Raw genomic sequence first — 21947 nt, forward strand, 5'->3', positions numbered from 1 at the left:
ACCACCACCACACGCGGGCCCGCCCGCGTACTCGTCTCGCGCACCGGCATCGGTGCGTCGGTGGCGCGCGTGCTCGCGCGCCGACCTCATCCCTCACCTGGAGTGATGCCGCTTATGGCAGAGATCAGGTCGCCGCGCCTCCTCATGGAGGAGTGCCGGCGGTACACGACGCAGCTGTCCGAGCTGCGCATGCTGCTCGAGGAGCGGCTCCACGCCGCGCGGGCCGAGCTGGACCGGCTGCGCGACCCGTACGACACGTACGACGTGGCGCCGTCCGCCGCCCGGACCCGCCCGTCCGCCGCGCGCGTACGGCAGGCGCGTCTCGACGTCGCCGCGATCGAGGCGGCGCTGGAGCGGATGGATCGGGGCCTCTACGGCACCTGCACCCGATGTGAGGCGTTCCTGCCGCTCGACCGGCTCCGGCTCGCGCCGCACGTGCAGCAGTGCGCCTCCTGCGCCGGCGAGACCCGGTTGACGGCATGACGGTCCTGGCCCTCGATCTTGGCACCGCGCGGACCCGGCTGCTGCTGTCCGGCAGCACGGCGATCAAGGAGCGACCGTCGGAGTGCGGCGATCCGGGGGCGCGCCGGTGGCCGGTGCGGCACGGCATGGTCGCCGACATGCCGGGATGCGCCCGGCTGGTCCGCACGGCGCTGGGCGACGCCGTGTCCGAGCGGCACCCGCCGCTGGAACGCGTCCTGGTCGGCGTGCCCGTGGCGGCCTCGCGACTGGACCGGCGGGCCGCGTACGCGGCGGTCAGCAGCGCCGCCCGCTGCCGGGTGACGATCGTCGAGGAGCCGCTGGCCGCGGCGGTCGGCTGCGGCGTGGACATCGCCGATCCGCGGCCCCGGCTCCTGCTCGACGCGGGGGCGGGCATCGCCGAGGCCGTCGTCATCCGCGCCGGCGAGATCGCCGACGCGGGCGCCGTGCAGGTCGCGGTGGGCGACCCGGCGGAGGGCACCGGCTGCCCGCCGTACGCGCGGGAACGCGTCGTGGCGATGGTCGCCGACCTGATCGCGCGCATTCCCGCCGCCCTGCGGGCGACCACCCGGCAGCAGGGCCTGCTGATCACGGGCGGCGGCGCCCGCGACCCGGAGCTGGCCCGCAAGCTCTGCGCTGAGCTGCGGATCACCGTCAGCCCCGCGGCCGATCCCGCCAACGCGACCGTCAGAGGATTGGCCTGCCTGCTGTCCACGGTCGAGCACCGCACTCCCGGCACCTCTGCCATCGGACGAAAGGACGTCGACGATGACCACCAGTGACGAGTTCACCGCCATCAGCGAGCCGCAGACGCAGGCGATGCGCGCCGACCTGGAGGAGCAGCTCCAGTGGCGTGAGCTGCAGCTGCGTGACCTGCGGGCCGCCGTCGACGGCGGCAACGACGACACCGCCAGGCTCGCCCTGCTCGCCGACGTCGCCGCCACCGAGCGGGCGGTCGCCGAGCTGCGCAAGGCGCTGGAGCGGATCGAGGAGGGAAGCTACGGCCGGTGCGCCGACTGCGCCGCGATCATCCCGTTCGGCCGGCTGAAGATCCGGCCCCTGGCCCGTTACTGCATCGCCTGCCAGCGGCGCCACGAGGCCCGCTGACGCCGGTGCGCCCGCTCCGCCACCGCCCGCCGGGGACTCTCACTCAGCGGGAGGGGCGGGGCGGCGGGGCGCGGGGTCTGTCACGGTGGGGATCGACGCTCGGCCCCCCGACCGGCAGATTGGATTGAGCACAAGTGACGCAGATCCGAGGACTCGGCTACCTCAAGGTCCAGACGCGTGACATCGGGCGCTGGCGCGAACTCCTCATCGACGGGCTCGGCTTCGCCGAGGGGTCCGGTCCGGATCCGGACGGTCTGTACCTGCGCATGGACGAGCGCCGTGCGCGCCTCATCGTGCTGCCCGGCGACACCGACCGGGTGCTCGCGGTCGGCTGGGAGGTGCGCGACCAGTTCGCGCTCGCCGCCGTCGGTCGTGCCGTCGAGGCGTCAGGCACGCCGGTGAAGGTGCTGTCGGAGAAGGAGTCCGCCGAGCGCGACGCCGAGGCGGTCATCGCCTTCACCGACCCCGCGGGCGTTCCCGTCGAGGTGTTCTTCGGCCCCGTGCTCGACCACAGCCCGGTCGTGACCGGCCTGGGCCAGCGCTTCGTGACCGGCGCTCAGGGGATGGGCCACGTCGTGGTGCCGACCACCGCGATGGACGAGACCGTCTCCTTCTACACCGAGGTGCTCGGCTTCCTGCCCCGGGGCGCCATCAAGCTGGGCGGCGGGAAGCCGCCGTACCGCCGGGTGCGCTTCATGGGCGTCAACCAGCGCCACCACAGCCTCGCGGTCTGCCCGGCCGGCTACGCAGGCGACCCGGGCCTGGTGCACCTGATGGTCGAGGTGGACAGTCTGGACGCGGTGGGCATGGCGCTCGACCGGGTGCGCAAGTCGGGCTTCTCGATCTCCTCCACCCTCGGCCGGCACACCAACGACAAGATGGTCTCCTTCTATGTCAGGGCCCCTGGCGGCTGGGACATCGAGTACGGCACCGAGGGCATGCTCGTCGACGAGACGTACTACACGGCCGAGGAGATCACCGCCGACAGCTACTGGGGCCACGACTGGTCGGGCTCCGAGCCGCTGGCCACCTTCGTGCCGAAGAAGTGAGCGAGCCGCCGATGACTCCCCGGCCGTCGGTCGAGCCCGTGCCCGCGGCCTCCGTCGCCGCGTTCGACCACGAGTGCGACGTGCTCGTCGTCGGTTTCGGCTGCGCCGGCGCGGCCGCCGCGTACGAGGCCGCAACGGCGGGGGCGGACGTGCTGGTGCTGGAGCGCGCGGGCGGGCCGGGCGGCTCGTCCGCGATGTCCGGCGGCGAGCTGTACCTCGGCGGCGGCACCGCGGTCCAGCGGGCCTGCGGCTTCGAGGACGACCCGGACAACATGTTCGCCTACCTCGCGGCGGCGCTCGGCCCGCACGCCGACGAGGAGAAGCTGCGGCTCTACTGCGAGGGGAGTGTCGAGCACTTCGAGTGGTTCCGGGCCAGGGGCGTGCCGTTCAACGAGTCGTTGTTCGACGCGCCGAGCTGGATGCCGCCGACGACCGACGGCCTGATGTGGCTGGGGGAGAACGCCTGGCCGTACACCACCGTCGCGCGGCCGGTGCCGCGCGGCCACCGCCCCGCCGTCGAGAGCTGGGGCGGCCGGCTGCTGATGGAGAAGCTGGTGGAGGCGGCGGGGACGGCCGGAGCCGCCTGCCACGCCGACACCCGCGCCACCAACCTCGTGGTCGACGGCGACGGCCGGGTCGCCGGGGTCGTGGCCCGCCGGTACGGCGAGCAGGTGACCTACCGCGCCCGCAGGGGAGTGGTGCTGACCACCGGCGGGTTCGTCGACAACGAGGAGATGCTCGCCGACCACGCCCCCGTGCTGCTCGGGCACGGCAAGGTCAGCGACGGCCTGGACGACGGCGGCGGCATCCGCATGGCCACCGCCCTCGGCGCGGCCACCCGCCGCATGGGCGAGGTCGAGATCGCGATGACCGCGCTGCCCGCGATGCTGGTGCGCGGCATGCTCGTCAACGGGCTCGGCCGGCGCTTCATCAACGAGGACGTCTATCCCGGCCTGTTCAGCGTCGCCGCCGTACGGCACCAGCCCGGGCCGTACTGGGCGATCATCGACGAGGAGGGCTACGAGGACATCCCCGCGCGGGACCTGTGGGGCGTGCGCCCGGTCTTCGTGGCCGAGACCCTCGCCGAGCTGGAGGAGTCTCTCGGCATGCCGCCGGGCGCGCTGGAGGACACCGTCGCGGTGTACAACCGGCACGCCGAGCGCGGCGAGGACCCCTACTTCCACAAGGACCCGAAGTGGCTGCGCCCGCTGAAGGGCCCGTTCGCCGCCGCCGATCCGCGCCTGGGATTCGGCATGGGCGACCGCGACAGCGCGGGCAGGGGGACCGGCGCCGCCGGCTTCACGCTCGGCGGCCTGCGCACGACCGTGGACGGCGAGGTGCTGAACCAGTCCGGCCGGCCGATCCCCGGCCTGTACGCCGCGGGACGCGCCTCCTCCGGCATCCACGGCGAGGGATACGTCAGCGGCACCTCTCTCGGCGACGGCACCTTCTTCGGCCGCCGCGCCGGCCGCGCAGTAGCCAAGGAGGCGTGATGAACCGGTTCGACGGCAAGAACGTACTGCTCACCGGGGCGGCGTCGGGCATCGGGCGGGCGACCGCCGTACGGCTGCTGGCCGAGGGCGCCACGGTGTTCGCGGTGGACCGGGACGAGGACGGGCTCGCGGAGACCGGCAAGCTCGCGGGGACGGACCGGTTCATCCCCCATGGGGCGGACCTGGCGGAGGAGACGGCGGTGGCGTCGGCCGCCGCCGCGGCCGTCGCCCGCCTCGGCCGGGTGGACGTGCTGGCCAACGTCGCCGGAGTGCTGCGGGTGACCCCGATGGAGTCGGTGCGGCTCGACGACTACCGGGACATCTTCGCGATCAACGTGTTCGCGCCTGTCGTGTTCTGCCGGGAGGTGCTGCCCCACGTCCCGGACCGCACCGGGGTCATCGTGAACGTCACCTCGACGGCGGCGACGAAGGCGCACCCGTGGATGACCGGCTACGCCGCGTCCAAGGGGGCGCTGCTGTCGTTCTCGATCAGCCTCGCCGCCGAGCTGGCGTCGCGCAGGATCCGCGTCGTCCCGGTCTCGCTCGGCGGGGTCGCCACGCCGCTGACCGCCGACCGGGAGACGTTCGCCGGCGTCGACACGTCCTGGTACGCGCGCACCTATCCCCTCTGGGGCAGGCCGGGCCGCCCGGAGGACATCGCCGGGACCATCGCGTACGTGGCCTCGGCGGACGGCGCCTACCTCAACGGCGTCGAGGTCCGGGTGGACGGCGGCTCGCACAGCTGACCGCCGGCGCCGGGTCCGGCGCTGCGGCCCGGCCCCCGGAGAGTCGCGCCCCGGTGAGCTGGGAACGGTACAGCCGGGCGTATGCGCCATCCGCCGCCAGCAGCTCGTCGTGCGTGCCCTGCTCGACGATCCGCCCGTCGTCCATCACGAGGATCAGGTCGGCGTTCCTGATGGTCGACAGCCGGTGTGCGATGACGAACCCGGTGCGCCCGGCCCGCAGCGAGGTCATGGCCCGCTGCACCAGCACTTCCGTACGGGTGTCGAGCGCGCTGGTGGCCTCGTCGAGCACCAGGATCGGGGGATCGGCCAGGAACGCGCGGGCGATGGTGACGAGCTGGCGCTCGCCCGCGCTCAGTCCTTCGCCGTCGTCGTCGACCACCGTGTCGTACCCGTCGGGCAGCGTGCGCACGAGGTGGTCGACGCCGGTGGCCCTGGCCACCTCGACGATCCGCTCGCGCGGCACGTCGCCGGCGCCGTACGCGATGTTGTCGGCGATCGTGCCGTGCCGCAGCCAGGTGTCCTGCAGCACCATGCCGATCCTGGCGCGCAGCTCCTGCCTGGGCACCCGGGCGATGTCCACCCCGTCCACGGTGATCCGCCCGCCCGTGACGTCGTAGAAGCGCATGAGCAGGTTGATCAGCGTGGTCTTGCCCGCGCCCGTCGGGCCGACGATCGCGACGGTCTGCCCCGGCTCCGCGACCAGGGACAGGTCCTCGATGAGGGGACGATCCGGCGCGTACCGGAACGAGACGGTCTCGAACGTCACCCGCCCGGTGGCCATGGCCGGAAGGTGGACGGGGTCGGCGACGGGCTCCTCCTCGTCCTCGTCGAGCAGCTCGAAGATCCGCCCGGCGGAGGCGAGCACCGACTGCAGGAGGGTGGACATCGACGTGACCTGGTTGACCGGCTGCCCGAACTGCAGGCAGTACTGGATGAACGCCTGCACGTCGCCGACCGACAGCGCGCCGGTCGCCACCCGCAGGCCGCCGATCACCGCGACGAGCACGTAGTTGAGGTTCATGACGAGCGACATCGACGGGCCGATCAGGCTGGACAGCAGCTGCGCCCGGAACCCCGCGCGGAACACCGCGTCGTTGCGCTCGCCGAACTCCCGTACGGCCTGGCGCCGCCGGCCGAAGACCCTGACCAGGGCGTGTCCGGTGTAGGTCTCCTCGATGTGGGCGTTGAGCCGGCCCGTGGCGGCGAACTGCTCGGCGAACCTCGGCTGGGCCCGCCTGCCGACCGCCCTGGCCGCCACGACGGACAGCGGCACCATGACGACCGAGACCAGGGCGAGCAGCGGCGAGGTCCACACCATCATCACCAGCACGCCGACGAGCGTGAGCAGCGCGGTGACCGCCACGCTCAGCACCTGCTGCAGCGTCTGGCCGATGTTGTCGACGTCGTTGGTGGCGCGTGAGAGCACGTCGCCCCGCTGCCGCCCGTCGAAGTAGGCCAGCGGCAGCCGCGCGAGCTTGGCCTGGGTCCGCTCCCGCAGCCGGAAGACCAGCCGCTGCGCGATGGTCGCGGTCGTCCGCTGCTGGGCGAAGGAGAGGAGGAACGCGGCCAGGTAGCAGGCGAGGGCGCCCAGCAGGACCCGGCCTGTCGCGGCGAAGTCCACCCGGCGGTGCCCGGACACGGCCGACAGCACCAGGTCGGTGGCCGCGCCGAGCAGCCGGGGAACCGCCACGGTCAGGGCCACGGCCGCTGCCGCGCAGACCAGGGCGGCCACGGCGAGCGGGAGTTCGGGGCGGGCGGTCTCCAGCAGACGCCGGACGCCGCCTCGATTCCGGGCTGTCATGCGGCCACCTCCTGGCCTGTCTGGGAGAACACGATCTCGCGGTAGGCGGGGCACGAGGCCATCAGCTCCTCGTGGGTTCCCGACCCGGCGACGCGGCCCTCGTCGAGCACCACCAGCCGGTCGGCGTGCCGGGTCGAGGAGATCCGCTGGGCGACCAGGACGACGGCGACGTCGCGGGTCTCCCGCGCCAGCGCGTCGGCGAGCGCCCGCTCGGTGATCGGGTCGAGCGCGGAGAACGGGTCGTCGAGCAGCAGCACCCGGGGACGGGCGACCAGGGCCCGCGCCACCGTCAGGCGCTGCCGCTGGCCGCCGGACAGCGACGCGCCCCCCTGCCCGAGCGGCGTGTCCAGGCCCTCCGGCAGCGCCTCCACGAAGTCGCGCGCCTGCGCGACCTCCAGCGCGTGCCACAGCTCGGCGTCCGTCGCCTCGGGCCTGCCGTACCTGAGGTTGCCGGCGATGGTGCCGGAGAACAGGTGCGGTCGTTGCGGCACCAGCCCGACGACGCCGGCCGGCTCCTCCGGGGGCAGCGACGCGACGTCCGTCCCGTCGAGGAGCACCCGCCCGCCGGTCGGGTCGAGCAGCCGGGCCACGAGGTTGAGCAGGGTCGTCTTGCCCGAGCCGGTGGAGCCGACGATCGCGACGGTCTCGCCGGGGCGGACGAGGAGGTTCACGCCCCGCAGCACCGGATCTTCGGCCCCCGGATAGCGCATGTGCGCGTCGCGGACCTCCACCTCGCCCTTCCACGTCCGGCCCCGCCCGGTCCGATCGGCGCCGGCCGGCGACGCGTCGGGTTCCGTCCCGGTCTCCAGCACCTCGCGCACCCGGAGGGCGGAGACCCGGGCGCGCGGCGCGGCCAGGACGGTGAAGGTCGCGAGCAGGGCGGACCCCAGGATCACGGCCAGATAGTTGAGGAACGCCACCAGCGAGCCCACCTGGGTGAGGCCGTCGTCGACGAGGTGCCCGCCATACCAGACCACCGCCACGCCGCACAGGTTGCCGATCAGCATCCCGGCGGGATACATCACGGCCGTCAGCCGCGCGGCGCGTACGGCGAAGCCCGTCAGCGCGCCGTTGGCCTCGGCGAACCTGGCGCGTTCGCGGTCCTCCGCGGCGAACGCCCGGACGACCCGGACCCCGGCGATCTGCTCGCGCACCAGCCGGTTGACCTGGTCGACGCCGCGCTGCGTCGCCTGCGACAGCGGGGTGAGCCGGTGCAGGATCACCCACAGGACGGCCGACAGCGCGGGCAGCGCGACCAGCAGCAGCGTGGACAGGCGCAGGTCCTGCCGCAGCGCCATGACCACCCCGCCGAGGAAGATCATGGGCGTGGCGGCCAGGCCGGTCAGCCCCATGAAGACCAGCGTCTGCACCTGCTGCACGTCGCCGACCGTGCGGGTGATCAGGGACGGCACCCCGAAGCGGCCCACCTCACGAGACGAGAACGACTGGACCTTCGCGTAGACGGCCGCGCGCAGCTCGTGACCGACTGCGGCGGCGGTCCTGGCGGCGAGGGCGCCCACCACGGCCGAGCACAGGACCTGTGCCAGCGTCCCGGCCACCATGACGCCGCCCAGGCGCAGGATCAGCCCGGTGTCGCCGCGCAGCACGCCGTCGTCGATGAGCGTGGCGTTGAACGTGGGCAGCAGGAGGGCGGCGAGCGCCTGGGCGATCTGGAGCACGGCGATCAGGGCGACGGCGCCGCGACGGGAGCGCAGACCGGAGCGGAGCAGGGAGCCCATCTCAGCCCCCGTACGGACGAGCCGCGCGCGCGTCGCGCAGGGCCCGGCCGAACCAGACGAGCTCGTCGAGCATGACCTTGGCGGCGCCCTCCGGGCCCGCGGGGTCCTTCGGCCAGTTGCCCTCCGCGTCGAACAGCGTCCAGGGACTCTGGAAGGCGACGGAGTCGCGGATCGTCACCGCGTGCAGCTCGGCGAAGACCAGCCGGAGCTGCTCGACGGCCCGCAGGCCGCTGGACATGCCGCCGTAGCAGACGAACCCGACGGGCTTGGCCGCCCACTCCCGGTGGTAGCTGTCGATCATCAGTTTGAGCGCGGCGGGGAAGCTGCGGTTGTACTCCGGGGTCACGACGACGAAGGCGTCCGCGGCCTCCACCCGGGGCCGGAGTCCGACGACCTCCTCCGGCTTCTCGCCGCCGAAGTGCCCGCGCATCCCGTCGGGGAGCCGGGTCTCGGCCAGGTCGATCACGTCGAGCGCGACGTCGTCGCGCCGTTCCGCCTGACCGGCGAACCAGTTCGCGACGAGGGGCGCCACCCTCCCGTCCCGGACGCTGCCGATGATCATCGCCACATTGAGCCGGTCTTCTCCGGGCATGGTTCCTCCACACGGTGAGTACGCCGTACGCAACGAGTACACCGTACGCGCAGATGCGTACGGTGTACAAGTCCGAGTACGATGTACACAGCGAACCGGGAGGAGCACGACGATGACCGGGAAGAAAGCGGACGACACTGCCGACGGCACCGCCGACGGCACAGGGGACGGCGCCCAGGAGTCCATCTGGCAGCGGATGGAGCGCCCCGCCCGGCCTCCCCGTGCGGCGCTCACCCACGCGCAGATCGCCGCGGCGGCCGTGGAGATCGCCGACACCGAGGGGCTCGACGCGGTCTCGATGCGCCGGCTGGCCGAGCGGCTCGGCGTCGCCACCATGGGCCTCTACCGCTATGTGCGCGGCAAGGACGATGTGATCGAGCTGATGGTGGACGCGGTCTACGCCGAGGAGGCGGAGACCGGAGAGGGCCGCGACTGGCGGGAGGTCCTGCGCGTGTCCGCCCTGCGGCTGCGCGCCCTGATCCTGCGCCATCCCTGGCTGTCGGAGACCACGGCCCAGACCGGGCCGTTGACCCCCAACTTCGTCGCGCGCACCGACCGGCTGCTCGCGTCGCTGGACGGCCTCGGCCTCGACGCCGACACGGCGATGACCGTCATCGGAACGGTCGGCGCGTTCGTCACCGGGGCGACCACCGCCAGGATCAGGATGGACAGGCTGATGCGCAAAGAGGGCGCGGAGAAGATGGACGACCTGCGCAGCCTCTACTCGTCCAGAATGAGGTGGCTGCTGGAGTCGGGCCGTTATCCCGCGTTCGAGCGCTACATCCGCCAGGGTGTCAGGAAGGACGACGACGACTGGCAGTTCGAGATGGGGCTGGACAGCGTCCTCGACGGCATCGCCGCCCGCTTGAAGATCTGACACGAGACAGGCGGTCAGGAGCTGGGCGGGGGGATCATCCGCTTCGTCGCCTCGTGGGCTCTGCGGACCATCTCGGCCCGGGGGAAGCCGCTCCGCTTGCGGGCCGTCTCCTCGTTGCCGCCCGCGATCCAGACCGGGCCGTCGGCGAGGTGCTCCAGGCCCTCGCGCGCCACGTCGCCGGGCTCGGCCACGTTGAGCCCGGGCAGGTCCATCCGCAGCCCCGCCCGCTCCATCGCCGGAGTGCGGGTGACGCCGAGGACGAGTTCGAGAACGTGCACGCCGTGCTCGCCCAGCTCCAGCCAGAGACCCTCGGCGAAGACGCGGCTGAACGCCTTGACCGCCGAGTACACGCTGATCTGCGCCTGGCCCATGTATCCGGCGAGCGAGCCCACCAGGATGATGCCGCCGCGGCGCCGCTCCCGCATCAGCGCGCCGAAGTGATGGGTGAGCGCGAGCTGGGCGGTGATGTTGAGGTCGACGACCCCCCGCACCCGGTCGAGGTCGCCGGTCACGAACTCGTGGCCGTAGCTGTTGGCGCCCGCGTTGAAGATCAGCAGGCCCACCTCGACGTCGTCGGTCACCGAGCGGACGGCCTTGACCGCGCCCGGGTCGGTCAGGTCGAGCTCCAGCGTGCGTGCCTCGACGCCCTTGGCCCTGACCTGCTCGGCCGTCTCGGCCAGCGGCCCGGGCTTGCGGGCGATGAGCACGAGGTCGAACCCGGCGTCGGCGAGCCGATGGGCGAACGACGCGCCCACTCCCTCGGATCCGCCCGCGACGACGGCCCAGGGGCCGTACACGTTCTTGTCGATCACGATTCCTCCGGTACGGCGATCTCGCCGTCGAGTGCGGCCTGGACGATGGAGTCCCGCAGCGCCGCGCAGCCGGAGAAGATCCCTGCTCCGGCGGTGCGGCGCTCCTGGCAGGTGCCGGCCGCGTCGGCGTTCCACTGCACGCTCGTCTGGTGCCAGCTCGCCTTGCGCACCTCCACGCCGGCGCCGCACCGTCTGCAGGTCAGCGGCTGCATGGGCGCGTCGAGCAGCCGGTTGTCGGGGCGGATCGTCATGCGGGCCGGCCCGTGCTCGCAGAAAGCTCCGCGGCCTTGCGGGCGAGGTTCTCCTCGACCTCCCTCTTCCACGCCTTGACCGGGCGGGTGGTGTCGAGCTCGAACTCGAAGCGCTCCACCATCTCCGGCCTGACGTCGGCGACGTCCACGTAGAACTGCTCGTACCAGCGGCGCAGCTGGTAGACCGGCCCGTCCTCCTCGCACAGCAGCGGGTTGTCGATGCGGGCCTTGTTCTTCCAGATCTGCACGTCCTGGTCGAAGCCCTTGAGGATGAAGGAGCTCATCCTCCTGGCCATCTCGTCGGCCGCGGGCCCGGGGAGCTTGTCGGTGCGCTGCACGATGATCCCCGAGTGCAGCACGAACGAGGTCGCGTCGATCGGGTAGTGGGCGTTGATCAGGACCGAGTCGATGTCCATCGTGTCGTAGTGGTAGGTCAACTCGTCGATCATGAACGACGGCCCGAAGTACGACGCCACCGAGTCGTTGCCGAGCATCTTCGGCTCGCCGTCCTTCGCGGGCGGGCGGGTGTCCTGGCGGCCGGTGCCCTTCATGATCTGCGTGGCGACGTGGCCCTCGAAGATGTTCTTGAAGTACGTCGGGAACGAGTAGTGGACGTAGAAGAAGTGCGCCATGTCGACGACGTTGTCCACGACCTCGCGGCAGTTGGTGTTCACGATCGTCTCGGTCCAGACCCAGTCGGTCCAGTCGTCCCGTGTCGCGCCCTCGATCCGGGGGATCGTGACCTCCGGCGGCGGCGGGTTGCCCTCCGGGTCGTTCCACACGAACAACAGGCCGTCCTGGTCCATGGTGGCCCACGCGGCGGTGCGGGCGCGCAGCGGGACGCGGCGCGAGTAGGGGATCTTCTTGCAGCGGCCGTCGCCGCCCCAGCGCCAGTCGTGGAACGGGCAGGCGATCTCGTCGCCCTTGATCGTGCCCTGCGACAGATCCCCGCCCATGTGCCGGCAGTAGGCGTCGAGCACGTTGATCCTGCCGTCGCCGCTCTGGAAGACCACGAGCTTCTGGCCGAAGGCGTTGACCGTGTGCGGCTTGCCGTCCTTGAACTTCTCCGACAGCCCCAGGCAGTGCCAGCCCCGGGCGAACCGAGTGGGCACCGCCTCCGCCTCGATTCTGCGGATGTCGTCGTTCCCGGCTTCTACTGCAGTCACCTTGATCCGACCCTTCAGGACGCACGTTCTCTCAGTCCGCCAACGTAGGAGCTGTGGCGGCCCGCCGGATGGCGAGTCCCATTGGCCGGGAGTGTCCTGACATGCGGTCATCGGCGCCACGCACCATCATGGACGGCATCTGACCGACGAGCGTGACACGGAGGACTCCCAGATGAGCAACGAGGTCCTGGACGCGGTTCGGGCGCTGCTGCCGAAGATCGCCGAACGGGCCCGGTCCACCGATGAGGACCGGCGGGTCCCTGCGGAGTCGATCAGGGAGCTGGTCCAGGCCGGGGTCTTCCGGATGCTGCAGCCCAAGAGGTACGGCGGCGTGGAAGGCGACCCGGTGAGCTTCTACGAGGTGGTCCGGGAGATCTCGGCGGTGTGCGGGTCCACCGGCTGGACCGTCGCCGTGCTCGGCGTGCACCCCTGGCAGCTCGCCCTGTTCGAGGAGGCCGCACAGGACGAGGTGTGGGGGAGCGACCCGGACGCGCTGATCTCCTCGTCGTACGCGCCGGTCGGACGGCTCGTTCCCGTCGAGGGCGGCTATCGGCTGTCCGGCCGGTGGCGGTTCTCCTCGGGCTGCGAGCACGCGTCGTGGGCGATGGTGGGCGGCCTCGTCCTCGGCGACCAGGGCAGGCCGGTGGACTTCATGACCGTGCTGGTGCCCCGCTCCGACTACCTCATCGCGGACGTGTGGGACGTCATCGGGCTGCGCGGCACGGGCAGCAACGACATCCTCGTCGAGGACGCCTTCGTGCCCGCGCACCGCGTGATGCGCAACTACGAGATGGCGCAGCTGCGCGGCCCCGGCCAGAAGGTGAACACCGGCCCGCTCTTCCGCATCCCGTTCGGCACCGTGTTCACCACCACGATCACCGCCCCCGTCATCGGGATGGCCGCCGGCTGCTACCGGTCGTACGTGACCGCGATGCGCGACCGCGTACGGCTCAGCCTGGGCGGCGGCCGGTTCGCCGAGGACCAGTTCGCGCAGGTCGCCGTCGCGCGGGCGGCGTCGGAGATCGACGCGGCGATCCTGCAGACCGACCGCAACGTGCGGGAGGTGTACGAGCACGCGGTGCGGGGCGAGGCGATCCCGGCCGAGCTCCGGCTGCGGGTGCGCAGGGACCAGGTGCGCGCCACCGAGCGGGCGCTGGAGGCGATCGACATCCTGTTCAAGACCGCCGGGGGCAACTCCCTCAGCCGGGGCAACCCCATCGAGCGGGCCTGGCGCGACGCCCACGCGGGCAGCGTCCACGTGGCCAACGACGTCGAGCGGGCCCTCGCGATGTACGGCAAGGGCGAGTTCGGCCTGGCCGTCGAGGACAACCTGATCTGACGGACGGATGAGGGGCCCGGACGCGCCGCGTCCGGGCCCCTTGTCACAACCGTCAGCAGGTGGACGCGGGTGTTCCCCCGGCGAGGATCGTCCGCGCGAACGCCAGCGCGTCGTCGAACGAGGCCGCAACCGAGCCGCGGTGTCGGCGCCCGGGCGGAACACGCTGTTCACGGTCGTGTCCGCCGCGACCGCCCGCACCTGGTCCATGCACCCCGTGCGCGCCGCGTCGAGCAGCGGCTTCACCCCGTCGATGACCAGTTTCCTGCGGCTTGATCGCCGGATCGGCCGTACCGGTCGTGCCGTGCGCCCAGCTGATCACCGGCCAGCCGCATGATCGCAGCGGTGGTCAGGACGGCCAGGGAGAGCGCCCTGATGCGTGATCGGGGGAGTGGCATCAGTGGTCCTTTCAACGTGCCATGTCCCGCACGGCCCGGTAGGCGAAGACCACGGCCGAGCCGATAGGGACACCGGGGCCGGGGTAGCGGCGCCCGGAGAACGAGGCGCTGGTGTTGCCCGCGGCGTACAGGCCGGGGATCGCTCGCCCGGCCCCGTCGAGCACCCGTCCGTCGGGGTCGGTGCGCAGGCCGCCCTTGGTGCCGAGGTCGCTGAGCACCACCCGGGCGGCGTAGTAGGGCGGCGTGTCGACCGGGACCAGGCAGGGGTTCGGCCGGTCTGCCGACCTGCCCGCGAAGAACAGGTCGTAGGGGTCCTCGCCGCGGTGGAAGTCCTCGTCCACGCCGGTCTCGGCGAAGCCGTTGAACCGCTCGACGGTGCCGGTGAGCGCCTCGCCCGGCACGCCGATCAGTTCCGCCAGCTCGGGCAGGCTCTCGGCGCGCACCCAGGTGCCGGCCTCGAGATGCTCGTCGGTGGGGCGTCCCGGCAGCGAGATCGCCGGGAGCCGCCCGCGGAAACGGGAGTCGAAGATCAGATGGGCCGGCACACGGCCGGGCGCCGCCGTCATCGCGCGGCCCATGCGGTCGTAGGGCAGCGACTCGTTGGCGAACCTGCGGCCCGACGCGTCGACCATGAGTCCGCCGTGGAAGCCCAGGGTGAAGGCGGCGCGGCCGTCCGGCAGCGCCACGCCCGGGCACCACCACGCCTCGTCCATGAGACCGGTGGCCGCGCCGATCGCGGCGGCGGCCCTGATCGGGTCGCCGGTGTTCGCGCCCGCAGGGGCCATCGACCACTCGGCGGTTCCCGGGACGCCGTGCTCGGCGCGCATCGCGGCGTCGCCCTCGAATCCGCCGGCGGCCAGCAGGACGCCCCTCGCGGCGCGCAGCCGTACGGTCCCGCCGGCGGTCGCGGCCTCCACGCCCGTCACCCGGCCGTCCTCGACCACGAGCCGGGTGAGCGCGGTGCCGGTGCGCACGGTGCCGTTGCCGGTGTTCGTGAAAGCGAGCAGCAGGCGGCCGATCAGCGCCCGCCCGGCCGACAGCGGTCCCTCGGCGTGGCCCAGGCCCGCGCGGTCGCGGTCGACGGCAGGCCGGACCAGGGCGGCGAGGTCGCCGAGCCGCTCGGCCGGCAGATCGAGCGGCACGAACGAGCGACCCGCGTCGAGCCGCCCCGGCGCCGGGAAGTAGTCGGGAAAGGCCCGCCACTCGAACTCGACCGCCGGGTCGCGCTCCAGGAACTCGGCCACCTCGGGCGCGGTCGCGAGGAACGCCTCCCGCCGGTCGGCCTCCGCCTCGCCCAGCAGCGCGACGAGGTAGGCGCGGGCCGACTCCGCCGAGTCGCCGATCCCGGCGCGGCGCTGCACCTGCGTGCCGGGCAGCCAGACGGCCGCGCCGGAGTAGGCGGACGTGCCGCCGAGCAGCGCCGTCTTCTCCAGCACGACCGTGCGCAGCCCGCCCGCCGCCGCCGTCAGCGCGCCGGTCATGGCTCCCGCGCCGGAACCGGCCACCACCACGTCGTACTCGTCGTCCCACGACTGCGCCGCCATGCCCGTCCTCCCGTCGTCCCTGACAGTGGTGGCGTACAGGCAAGCGCAGCAGGAGGCGCACCAGGCCGGCTCATCCCACTGAGTGGTATGGACCAGTGGCAGGCAGGCCCACACGGCTGTGTATCGTCGTTGCGACACACGAACGGTCAGGGGGAGACGTGCCGAGGATCGCCGAGGTCAGGGCGCCGGCGGAGCCCAACTCGCCGGAGCAGCGGGCCCGGCATCTGCGCATCCTGCGCGCCGCCGCCCGGATGGGCGCGGAGAAGGGCCTCGAGCGCGTCCAGATGCACGAGGTGGCCAAGGAGGCCGGGGTGGCGATCGCCACGCTGTACCGGTACTTCCCCTCGAAGACCCACCTGTTCACCGCCGTGATGGCCGAGCAGATCGACCGGTTCGACGAGAGCGTCCCGCAGCCGAAGCCGGGCACCGCGCCGGAGGACGCCGTCGCCGACGTGCTCGTGCTGGCCAGCAGGCAGTTGCTGCGCCGCCCCGCGCTCGCCACCGCGATGCTGCAGTCGGCCAACTCCGCCAACGCCGCCGCGGTGGCCGACGCCGGCCGGATCGACATGACGTTCCGGCAGATCGTCCTGCGCACGCTCGGCATCCAGGAGCCGACCGTCATGGACGTCACGCTGATCCGGCTGCTCATGCAGTGCTGGTATGGCGTGCTGCAGTCGAGCCTGAACGGCCGGGCGTCGGTCCCCGACACAGAAAGCGACATCCGGATCGCCTGCCGGCTGCTGCTCGCGCCCCGCTCCAACGCCGCCTCCCGCTGACCGGGACGCCGCCCGGCCGTCTCGTCCCGCCCGTCGGTAGCGTGCGGCGCCATGAACCGTTTCGAGGGCGTGAGAGTCGTGCTCACCGGTGCCGCCTCGGGGATCGGGCGGGCCACCGCGGTCCGGCGTGACGGACGAGCGGGCCGTGGTCGCGGCCGCGATCGCGTTCGCGGCCTCCTCGGACGGCGGATATCTCACGGGTGCGAACCTCCGTGTCGACGGCGGCTCCGGAACCTGACGCGCCCCCTTCGACAAGGAGCGACGACGTGACACGGAAGATCGCGGTGACCGGGTCGGCCTCGGGCATCGGCAGGGCCCTCGCGGCCTCGCTGCGAGCTCGCGGCGACGAGGTGATCGGCGTCGATCTCAAGGACGCCGACGTGTGCGCCGACCTGTCCACGCCGGACGGGCGGGCGCTCGCGGTGCAGTCGGTGCTGAACAGGGCGGACGGCGCGCTGGACGGCGTCGTGGCCTGCGCCGGCGTCTCAGGGGTGACGGTGAGCACGGTCACCGTCAACTTCTTCGGCGTGACCGCGATCCTGGAGGGGCTGCGCCCGGCGCTCGCCCGGGCGGAGCGGCCCCGCGCCGCCGCGGTGGCCTCGATCGCCGCCACCCAGCCCGCCGACCCCGGGGTGGTCCGCGCCTGCCTCGACGGCGACGAGCCGCGAGCGGTCGCCCTGGCCGGGGAGGCGGTCGAGCGCGGCGAGGGCCGGCTGCTCTATCCCTCCTCGAAGTCCGCCCTGGTCCGCTGGCTGCGTGCCCGGGCCGTGTCGCCGGAGTGGGCCGGATGCGGCATCCCGCTCAACGCGGTGGCGCCAGGTGTCGTGCTGACCCCGATGTCGGCGCCCCTGTTCGAGGACGAGACGATGCGGAAGATCATGGACCGGGCGGTGCCGATGCCGCTGAACGGCTACGCCGAGCCCGAGGTCGTGGCCGACGCGCTGCGCTGGCTGGTGAGCCCGGAGAACTCCCACATGGCCGGGCAGATCATCTTCGTGGACGGCGGCGCCGAGGCCACACTGCGCGGCTCCGAGGTGTACTGAACGCTTCGGTGCGGGGCCGCCGCGGGCGTTCGCGGCGGCCCCGCGTCTGTCACTTCGCGGCCGCGTTGTTGTGCACGCCCGTGGTGTCGAGCTGCGCCACCGAGTAGGCCGCGTAGGTCCGGTACGGGTCCCGCCCATGGAAGTGCGCGGTGACCTGCGCGTCCAGCTCCTCAACCGAGAACACGCCGTCGGCGGCGGTGAACTTGCGCTCCACGGTCGGGGCCGCCATGAGGGCCACCATGTCGCCGTACACCACGAACACCTGGCCGGTGATCTCCTCCGACGCGGGGGAGGCGAGGTAGGCGACGAACGTGGCCACCCGCTCGGGGGCGAGGGTGTCCAGCCCGCCCACCGCGCCGCCGTCGCCGAACACGTGCGCCGTCATGCCCGTACGGGCCCGGGGGCAGATCGCGTTGGCCCGCACGCCGTAGCGCGACAGGCCCTGGGCGGTCGACAGGGTGAGCGCGACGATGCCGGCCTTGGCGGCGGAGTAGTTCGGCTGGCCGGCCGATCCGAACAGGAACGCCTCGGACGAGGTGTTGATCACGCGGCCGTAGACCGGGCCGCCGGCGGCCTTGCTCGCCGCCCGCCAGTGGACCGCGGCGGCGCGCGACAGCACGGCGTGTCCCTTGAGGTGGACGCGGATGACGTCGTCCCAGTCGGACTCGGTCAGGTTGAACAGCATCTTGTCGCGCAGCACGCCGGCGTTGTTCACCACGATGTCCAGACCGCCGAAGGTGTCCACGGCCGTCTGGACGAGGCGGTCGCCCATGGACCAGTCGCCGATGTCGCCCGTCACCGCGACGGCCTTGCGGCCGAGCGCCCTGATCTCGGCCGCGACGTCCTCGGCGGCCGGGCCGACGTCGTTGACGACGACGTTCGCGCCGCCTTCGGCGAGGGCGAGGGCCTCGCTGCGGCCCAGCCCCGCTCCCGCGCCGGTGACGACGGCGGTCCTGTTCTCCAGACTCGTGTTCGAGCTCATCTGCGCGCTCCCGCTCACTCGGTGATCGTGCCAAAACTAGTATGTATTCTGGTTTTAACTCGTCGGGATGTCTGTGGTCGTGCGCATCCCGCCCAGTGGCACAAGGATGGGCTTCATGCTGTGCGGTAAGCGATCGGCGGCACCACTGAGCGGGACTGGGCCGTTGCCCGGAACAGAAATGATTTCTAGCCTCCTCCCATGACGCTGAACGTGGCATCCCTGTTCGAGGCCGTCGCCGAGGCGGTCCCCGAACGCCTCGCCCTGGTCCGCGACACCCCCCGCCGTGGTCGAGCGCTCGTCCAGCGGCAAGGCCGAGTACCGCCGGGCCAAGAACGTTCTGTCAACTACCAGGAGGAACGATGGCTGAAGCCGTCACTGAGGCTGTCATCGTCGACGCGGTGCGCACACCGGTCGGCAAGCGCTACGGCGTCCTGTCCGGGCTGCACCCGGCCGAGCTGCTCGGCGCGGTGCACCGGGGCCTGATCGAGCGCAGCGGCCTCGCCGCCGAGACGATCGAGCAGGTGATCGGCGGCTGCGTCACCCAGGCGGGGGAGCAGGCCAACAACGTCACCCGCCAGGCGTGGCTGCACGCCGGCCTGCCGTACGGCACGGCCTGCACGTCGATCGACTGCGCGTGCGGATCCGGCCAGCAGGCGGTCCACCTGGTGGCCGGACTGATCGCGGCCGGCGCCATCGACGTCGGCATCGGCTGCGGCGTCGAGGCGATGAGCCGGGTCTTCCTCGGCGCGGCGGTCACCCCGGAGGCCGGCAGCCCGTTCCCGCCGTCCTGGTCGCTGGACATGCCCGACCAGTTCACCGCGGCCGAGCGGATCGTGCGGCGGCGCGGCATCACCCGTGAGGACGCCGACGCATTCGGCCTGCGCTCCCAGCGGCGCGCGGCGCGGGCGTGGGCGGAAGGCAGGTTCGACGGGCAGGTCCTCGCGGTCGAGGCGCCCGTGATGGGACCCGAGGGCCCGACGGGAGAGACCGCCGTCGTCACCAGGGACCAGGGGCTGCGCGACACCGGCATGGAGGCCCTGGGGAGGTTGCAGCCGGTGATGCCGGAGGGCATCCACACCGCGGGCAACTCCTCGCAGATCAGCGACGGCGCGGCCGGCGTGCTGCTGATGAGCGCCGGCCGGGCGCGCGAGCTCGGCCTGCGCCCGCGGGCGCGCATCGTCGCCTCCGGCATGGTCGGCTCCGACCCCTACTACCACCTCGACGGCCCGATCGACGCGACCCGGCAGGTGCTGAGGAAGGCGGGCATGAAGCTGGCCGACCTCGACCTCGTCGAGATCAACGAGGCGTTCGCCTCGGTCGTGCTCTCCTGGGCGCGGGAGCTCGACGCCGACATGGGCAAGGTCAACGTGAACGGCGGTGCGATCGCGCTCGGCCACGCCGTCGGCTCCACCGGCTCCCGCCTGCTCACCCAGGCGGTGTACGAGCTGGAGCGCACCGGCGGCTCGACGGCCCTGGTCACCATGTGCGCGGGCGGCGCCCACGCCACGGCCACGATCATCGAACGGATCTGAGGAAGCATGTCGATCGGACTGACCGACGAGCAGCGCGACCTGCGCGACGCCGTACGCGCCTTCGCGGCCCGGCACGTGACGCCGGCCGTGGTGCGGCAGGCGGTGGACGCCGAACACGAGGAGCTGCCGAAGTTCTGGCCCCTGCTGGCCGAGCAGGGCCTGCTCGGGCTGCACCTGCCCGAGGAGGCCGGCGGAGCGGGCTCAGGCCTGCTCGAACTCGCCGTCGTGGTGGAGGAGCTGGGTCGGGCGATGGTCCCCGGGCCGTTCCTGCCCACGGTCCTCGCGGGCGCCGTGCTGGCCCGCGCCGGGCACACGGCCCACCTCGCGGCGCTGGCCGGCGGGGAGAAGACCGCCGCGGTCGGCCTCCGGCCCGGCGGGCTCACCCTCACCCGGGGCGCCGGCGGGGAGGCCGTGGTCTCCGGGGTCTCCGAGCCGGTCATCGGCGGCCACGTCGCCGACCTGTTCGTGCTGCCCGCCGCCGACGGGACCGGCACGGCCTGGGTCGTGCTGCCGCGCGAGGCGGTGGAGACCGAGGACCTGCCCGGCCACGACCTGACCTGCCGCCCGTCGCGGGTGCGCGCCGCCGGCGTCGCCGTCCCGGCGGCCGACGTGCTGGTCGGCCTCTCCGACGGTGCCGTATTCGACCTGGCCGCCTCTCTGTTCGCGGCCGAGGCGTCCGGCCTGGCCGACTGGGCCACCTCCACCGCCGCCGAGTACGCGAAGGTGCGCCACCAGTTCGGCCGTCCGATCGGCCAGTTCCAGGGCGTCAAGCACCGCTGCGCCCGCATGCTGACCCGGGCCGAGCAGGCGCGGGTGTGCGCCTGGGACGCGGCCCGGGCTCTCGACAGCGTCCGTCTCGGTGAGGCCGGCGCTTCTGCCGGGGAGGCGGCGCTGGCCGCGGCGGTCGCCGGGGCGACCAGCGTGGAGGCGGCCTTCTCCGTCACCAAGGACTGCATCCAGACGCTCGGCGGCATCGGCTTCACCTGGGAGCACGACGCCGGCCTGTACCTGCGCCGGGCGCAGACGCTGCGCATCACGCTCGGCTCGGTCTCGTGGTGGCGCCGCAGGGTGGCCCGGCTCACGCTGGACGGCGTACGCCGCGAGCTCGGCGTCGAGCTGCCGCCGGAGGCCGAGCGGGTCCGGGCGGAGGTGCGCGCCGAGCTGCGGCCGGCGCTCGACCTGGACGGCCGCGACCGGCTGAGGTACCTGGCCGAGCACGGCTACACCGCCCCGCACCTGCCCGAGCCCTGGGGGAAGGGCGCCGACGCGGTCACCCAGCTCGTGATCGCCGAGGAGATGCGGGCCGCCGGGCTGCGCGCGGCCGACATGGTCATCGGCGCCTGGGTGGTGCCGACCCTGATCGCGCACGGCAGCCCCGAGCAGCAGGGGCGGTTCCTGCCGCAGACGCTGCGCGGCGACCTGGTGTGGTGCCAGCTGTTCAGCGAGCCGGGCGCGGGTTCCGACCTCGCGGCCCTGACCACCCGGGCCGAGAAGGTGGAGGGCGGCTGGAAGATCAACGGCCAGAAGGTCTGGACATCGATGGCCCGCCAGGCGCAGTGGGGCATCCTGCTGGCCCGCACCGACCCGGAGGCGCCCAAGCACAAGGGCCTGTCCTACTTCCTGCTCGACATGTCCAGCCCCGGCATCGACATCCGGCCGCTGCGCGAGCTGACCGGCGAGACGCTGTTCAACGAGGTGTTCCTCGACGACGTGTTCATCCCCGACGAGATGCTCGTCGCGCGGCCGGGTGACGGCTGGAAGCTGGCCCGCACGACGCTGGCCAACGAGCGGGTCCCGCTGTCGCACGACTCCTCGCTCGGCAGCGGTGGCGAGGCGCTGCTGCACATCGCCGCGGAACGGCCGGACGAGACGGACGACGAGCGGCTGACCCGGCTCGGCGGCATCCTCTGTGACGCCCAGTCCGGCGCGCTGTTCGCGCTGCGGACCACACTGCGGTCGCTGACCGGGCAGCAGCCCGGCGCGGAGTCCAGCGTGGCCAAGCTGATCGGCGTCGAGCACGTGCAGGAGGTCTGGGAGACCGCCATGGACTGGATCGGCCCGGACTCCCTGACCGGAGAGGGGATGGACCAGAGGTCCGACCCCACGCTGCGCTTCCTCAGCTCCCGCTGCATGTCCATCGCCGGGGGCACCACCGACGTGCAGCTCAACATCATCGGTGAGCGCCTGCTCGGGCTGCCTCGCGATCCCGAGGTCAAAGCATGA

20 protein-coding genes are annotated in these 21947 nt (G+C 72.8%); 12 read left to right on the top strand and 8 right to left on the bottom strand.

Annotated elements, in window-relative coordinates:
* Positions 1-114: 114 nt before the first annotated feature.
* The 6 genes from FLW16_RS32310 (at position 115) to FLW16_RS32335 (ending at position 4875) form a co-directional block, all read left to right on the top strand.
* On the top strand, positions 115-483 hold the full coding sequence (locus FLW16_RS32310) for a TraR/DksA C4-type zinc finger protein (RefSeq protein ID WP_142563921.1): 369 nt from the start codon (positions 115-117) through the stop codon (positions 481-483).
* Positions 480-1262, top strand: coding sequence for a rod shape-determining protein (locus tag FLW16_RS32315; protein WP_142563922.1), 783 nt, complete (start codon positions 480-482; stop codon positions 1260-1262). The genes FLW16_RS32310 and FLW16_RS32315 overlap by 4 nt, the downstream gene beginning before the upstream one ends.
* A complete protein-coding gene (locus FLW16_RS32320; protein ID WP_142563923.1) occupies positions 1249-1587 on the top strand; it encodes a TraR/DksA family transcriptional regulator in 339 nt (112 codons plus the stop codon). The genes FLW16_RS32315 and FLW16_RS32320 overlap by 14 nt, the downstream gene beginning before the upstream one ends.
* A gap of 134 nt (positions 1588-1721) precedes the next feature.
* Positions 1722-2636 (top strand): VOC family protein, encoded by a 915-nt coding sequence (locus FLW16_RS32325; protein ID WP_142563924.1) that lies wholly within the window; start codon positions 1722-1724, stop codon positions 2634-2636.
* An 11-nt stretch (positions 2637-2647) separates the two neighbouring features.
* A complete protein-coding gene (locus FLW16_RS32330) occupies positions 2648-4129 on the top strand; it encodes an FAD-dependent oxidoreductase (RefSeq protein WP_142563925.1) in 1482 nt (493 codons plus the stop codon).
* Entirely contained in the window at positions 4129-4875 is a 747-nt protein-coding gene (locus FLW16_RS32335; RefSeq protein ID WP_142563926.1) for an SDR family NAD(P)-dependent oxidoreductase, read from the top strand. Before FLW16_RS32330 ends, FLW16_RS32335 begins: the two co-directional genes overlap by 1 nt.
* Here the strand turns inward: FLW16_RS32335 and FLW16_RS32340 are convergent.
* Genes FLW16_RS32340 through FLW16_RS32350 form a run of 3 tightly spaced genes read right to left on the bottom strand, consistent with a single transcriptional unit; the run spans position 4832 to position 9007 of the window.
* Positions 4832-6676 (bottom strand): ABC transporter ATP-binding protein, encoded by a 1845-nt coding sequence (locus tag FLW16_RS32340; RefSeq protein ID WP_142563927.1) that lies wholly within the window; start codon positions 6674-6676, stop codon positions 4832-4834. The genes FLW16_RS32335 and FLW16_RS32340 overlap by 44 nt on opposite strands.
* The gene (locus tag FLW16_RS32345; RefSeq protein ID WP_142563928.1) at positions 6673-8415 is read right to left on the bottom strand and encodes an ABC transporter ATP-binding protein; all 1743 of its coding nucleotides are present in this window, start codon (positions 8413-8415) and stop codon (positions 6673-6675) included. The genes FLW16_RS32340 and FLW16_RS32345 overlap by 4 nt, the downstream gene beginning before the upstream one ends.
* A gap of 1 nt (position 8416) precedes the next feature.
* Positions 8417-9007: an NADPH-dependent FMN reductase gene (locus FLW16_RS32350; protein ID WP_142563929.1), complete on the bottom strand. Its 591-nt coding sequence runs from the start codon at positions 9005-9007 to the stop codon at positions 8417-8419.
* Positions 9008-9119: 112 nt separating this feature from the next.
* Here FLW16_RS32350 and FLW16_RS32355 point away from each other — a divergent pair, with 112 nt between their 5' ends.
* Positions 9120-9884 (top strand): TetR/AcrR family transcriptional regulator, encoded by a 765-nt coding sequence (locus FLW16_RS32355; RefSeq protein WP_142563930.1) that lies wholly within the window; start codon positions 9120-9122, stop codon positions 9882-9884.
* 14 nt (positions 9885-9898) lie between these two features.
* Here the strand turns inward: FLW16_RS32355 and FLW16_RS32360 are convergent, their stop codons facing one another.
* The 3 genes from FLW16_RS32360 to FLW16_RS32370 are packed head-to-tail and all read right to left on the bottom strand — an operon-like array spanning position 9899 to position 12113.
* Positions 9899-10696 carry an SDR family oxidoreductase gene (locus FLW16_RS32360; RefSeq protein WP_142563931.1) on the bottom strand — a complete coding sequence of 266 codons (798 nt, stop codon included), beginning with the start codon at positions 10694-10696 and terminating at the stop codon, positions 9899-9901.
* Positions 10693-10947, bottom strand: a complete 255-nt coding sequence (locus FLW16_RS32365; protein ID WP_142563932.1) for a ferredoxin — start codon at positions 10945-10947, stop codon at positions 10693-10695. The genes FLW16_RS32360 and FLW16_RS32365 overlap by 4 nt, the downstream gene beginning before the upstream one ends.
* Entirely contained in the window at positions 10944-12113 is a 1170-nt protein-coding gene (locus FLW16_RS32370; RefSeq protein WP_142563933.1) for a Rieske 2Fe-2S domain-containing protein, read from the bottom strand. Before FLW16_RS32370 ends, FLW16_RS32365 begins: the two co-directional genes overlap by 4 nt.
* A gap of 172 nt (positions 12114-12285) precedes the next feature.
* Here FLW16_RS32370 and hsaA point away from each other — a divergent pair, with 172 nt between their 5' ends.
* Positions 12286-13452, top strand: coding sequence for a 3-hydroxy-9,10-secoandrosta-1,3,5(10)-triene-9,17-dione monooxygenase oxygenase subunit (gene hsaA / locus FLW16_RS32375; protein WP_142563934.1), 1167 nt, complete (start codon positions 12286-12288; stop codon positions 13450-13452).
* Between the two features lie 406 nt (positions 13453-13858).
* Here the strand turns inward: hsaA and FLW16_RS32380 are convergent, their stop codons facing one another.
* Positions 13859-15391, bottom strand: a complete 1533-nt coding sequence (locus FLW16_RS32380) for an FAD-binding protein (RefSeq protein ID WP_142563935.1) — start codon at positions 15389-15391, stop codon at positions 13859-13861.
* A 158-nt stretch (positions 15392-15549) separates the two neighbouring features.
* Between FLW16_RS32380 and FLW16_RS32385 the strand changes: the two genes are divergently transcribed.
* Together FLW16_RS32385 and FLW16_RS32390 are read left to right on the top strand one after the other, a co-directional pair.
* Complete coding sequence (locus tag FLW16_RS32385) at positions 15550-16167, top strand: TetR family transcriptional regulator (RefSeq protein ID WP_139572198.1); 618 nt, start codon at positions 15550-15552, stop codon at positions 16165-16167.
* Between the two features lie 266 nt (positions 16168-16433).
* On the top strand, positions 16434-17210 hold the full coding sequence (locus FLW16_RS32390) for an SDR family oxidoreductase (RefSeq protein ID WP_142563936.1): 777 nt from the start codon (positions 16434-16436) through the stop codon (positions 17208-17210).
* A 49-nt stretch (positions 17211-17259) separates the two neighbouring features.
* On the opposite strand, the gene FLW16_RS32395 is transcribed toward FLW16_RS32390, so the two are convergent.
* Entirely contained in the window at positions 17260-18192 is a 933-nt protein-coding gene (locus FLW16_RS32395) for a 3-oxoacyl-ACP reductase (RefSeq protein ID WP_142563937.1), read from the bottom strand.
* Between the two features lie 359 nt (positions 18193-18551).
* Between FLW16_RS32395 and FLW16_RS32400 the strand changes: the two genes are divergently transcribed.
* Entirely contained in the window at positions 18552-19724 is a 1173-nt protein-coding gene (locus FLW16_RS32400) for a steroid 3-ketoacyl-CoA thiolase (RefSeq protein ID WP_142563938.1), read from the top strand.
* 6 nt (positions 19725-19730) lie between these two features.
* Positions 19731-21947: an acyl-CoA dehydrogenase gene (locus FLW16_RS32405; RefSeq protein WP_142563939.1), complete on the top strand. Its 2217-nt coding sequence runs from the start codon at positions 19731-19733 to the stop codon at positions 21945-21947.

It is taken from the genome of Microbispora sp. KK1-11 (assembly GCF_006874435.1).
GTDB classification, from domain to species: domain Bacteria; phylum Actinomycetota; class Actinomycetes; order Streptosporangiales; family Streptosporangiaceae; genus Microbispora; species Microbispora catharanthi.

Bases quoted from the DNA above. Each gene is read 5' to 3' on its own strand.
- FLW16_RS32310 (WP_142563921.1), top strand. From the start codon at position 115: ATGGCAGAGATCAGGTCGCCGCGCCTCCTCATGGAGGAGTGCCGGCGG.
- FLW16_RS32315 (WP_142563922.1), top strand. From the start codon at position 480: ATGACGGTCCTGGCCCTCGATCTTGGCACCGCGCGGACCCGGCTGCTG.
- FLW16_RS32320 (WP_142563923.1), top strand. From the start codon at position 1,249: ATGACCACCAGTGACGAGTTCACCGCCATCAGCGAGCCGCAGACGCAG.
- FLW16_RS32330 (WP_142563925.1), top strand. From the start codon at position 2,648: ATGACTCCCCGGCCGTCGGTCGAGCCCGTGCCCGCGGCCTCCGTCGCC.
- FLW16_RS32335 (WP_142563926.1), top strand. From the start codon at position 4,129: ATGAACCGGTTCGACGGCAAGAACGTACTGCTCACCGGGGCGGCGTCG.
- FLW16_RS32340 (WP_142563927.1), bottom strand. From the start codon at position 6,676: ATGACAGCCCGGAATCGAGGCGGCGTCCGGCGTCTGCTGGAGACCGCC.
- FLW16_RS32345 (WP_142563928.1), bottom strand. From the start codon at position 8,415: ATGGGCTCCCTGCTCCGCTCCGGTCTGCGCTCCCGTCGCGGCGCCGTC.
- FLW16_RS32350 (WP_142563929.1), bottom strand. From the start codon at position 9,007: ATGCCCGGAGAAGACCGGCTCAATGTGGCGATGATCATCGGCAGCGTC.
- FLW16_RS32355 (WP_142563930.1), top strand. From the start codon at position 9,120: ATGACCGGGAAGAAAGCGGACGACACTGCCGACGGCACCGCCGACGGC.
- FLW16_RS32365 (WP_142563932.1), bottom strand. From the start codon at position 10,947: ATGACGATCCGCCCCGACAACCGGCTGCTCGACGCGCCCATGCAGCCG.
- hsaA (WP_142563934.1), top strand. From the start codon at position 12,286: ATGAGCAACGAGGTCCTGGACGCGGTTCGGGCGCTGCTGCCGAAGATC.
- FLW16_RS32380 (WP_142563935.1), bottom strand. From the start codon at position 15,391: ATGGCGGCGCAGTCGTGGGACGACGAGTACGACGTGGTGGTGGCCGGT.
- FLW16_RS32395 (WP_142563937.1), bottom strand. From the start codon at position 18,192: ATGAGCTCGAACACGAGTCTGGAGAACAGGACCGCCGTCGTCACCGGC.
- FLW16_RS32400 (WP_142563938.1), top strand. From the start codon at position 18,552: ATGGCTGAAGCCGTCACTGAGGCTGTCATCGTCGACGCGGTGCGCACA.
- FLW16_RS32405 (WP_142563939.1), top strand. From the start codon at position 19,731: ATGTCGATCGGACTGACCGACGAGCAGCGCGACCTGCGCGACGCCGTA.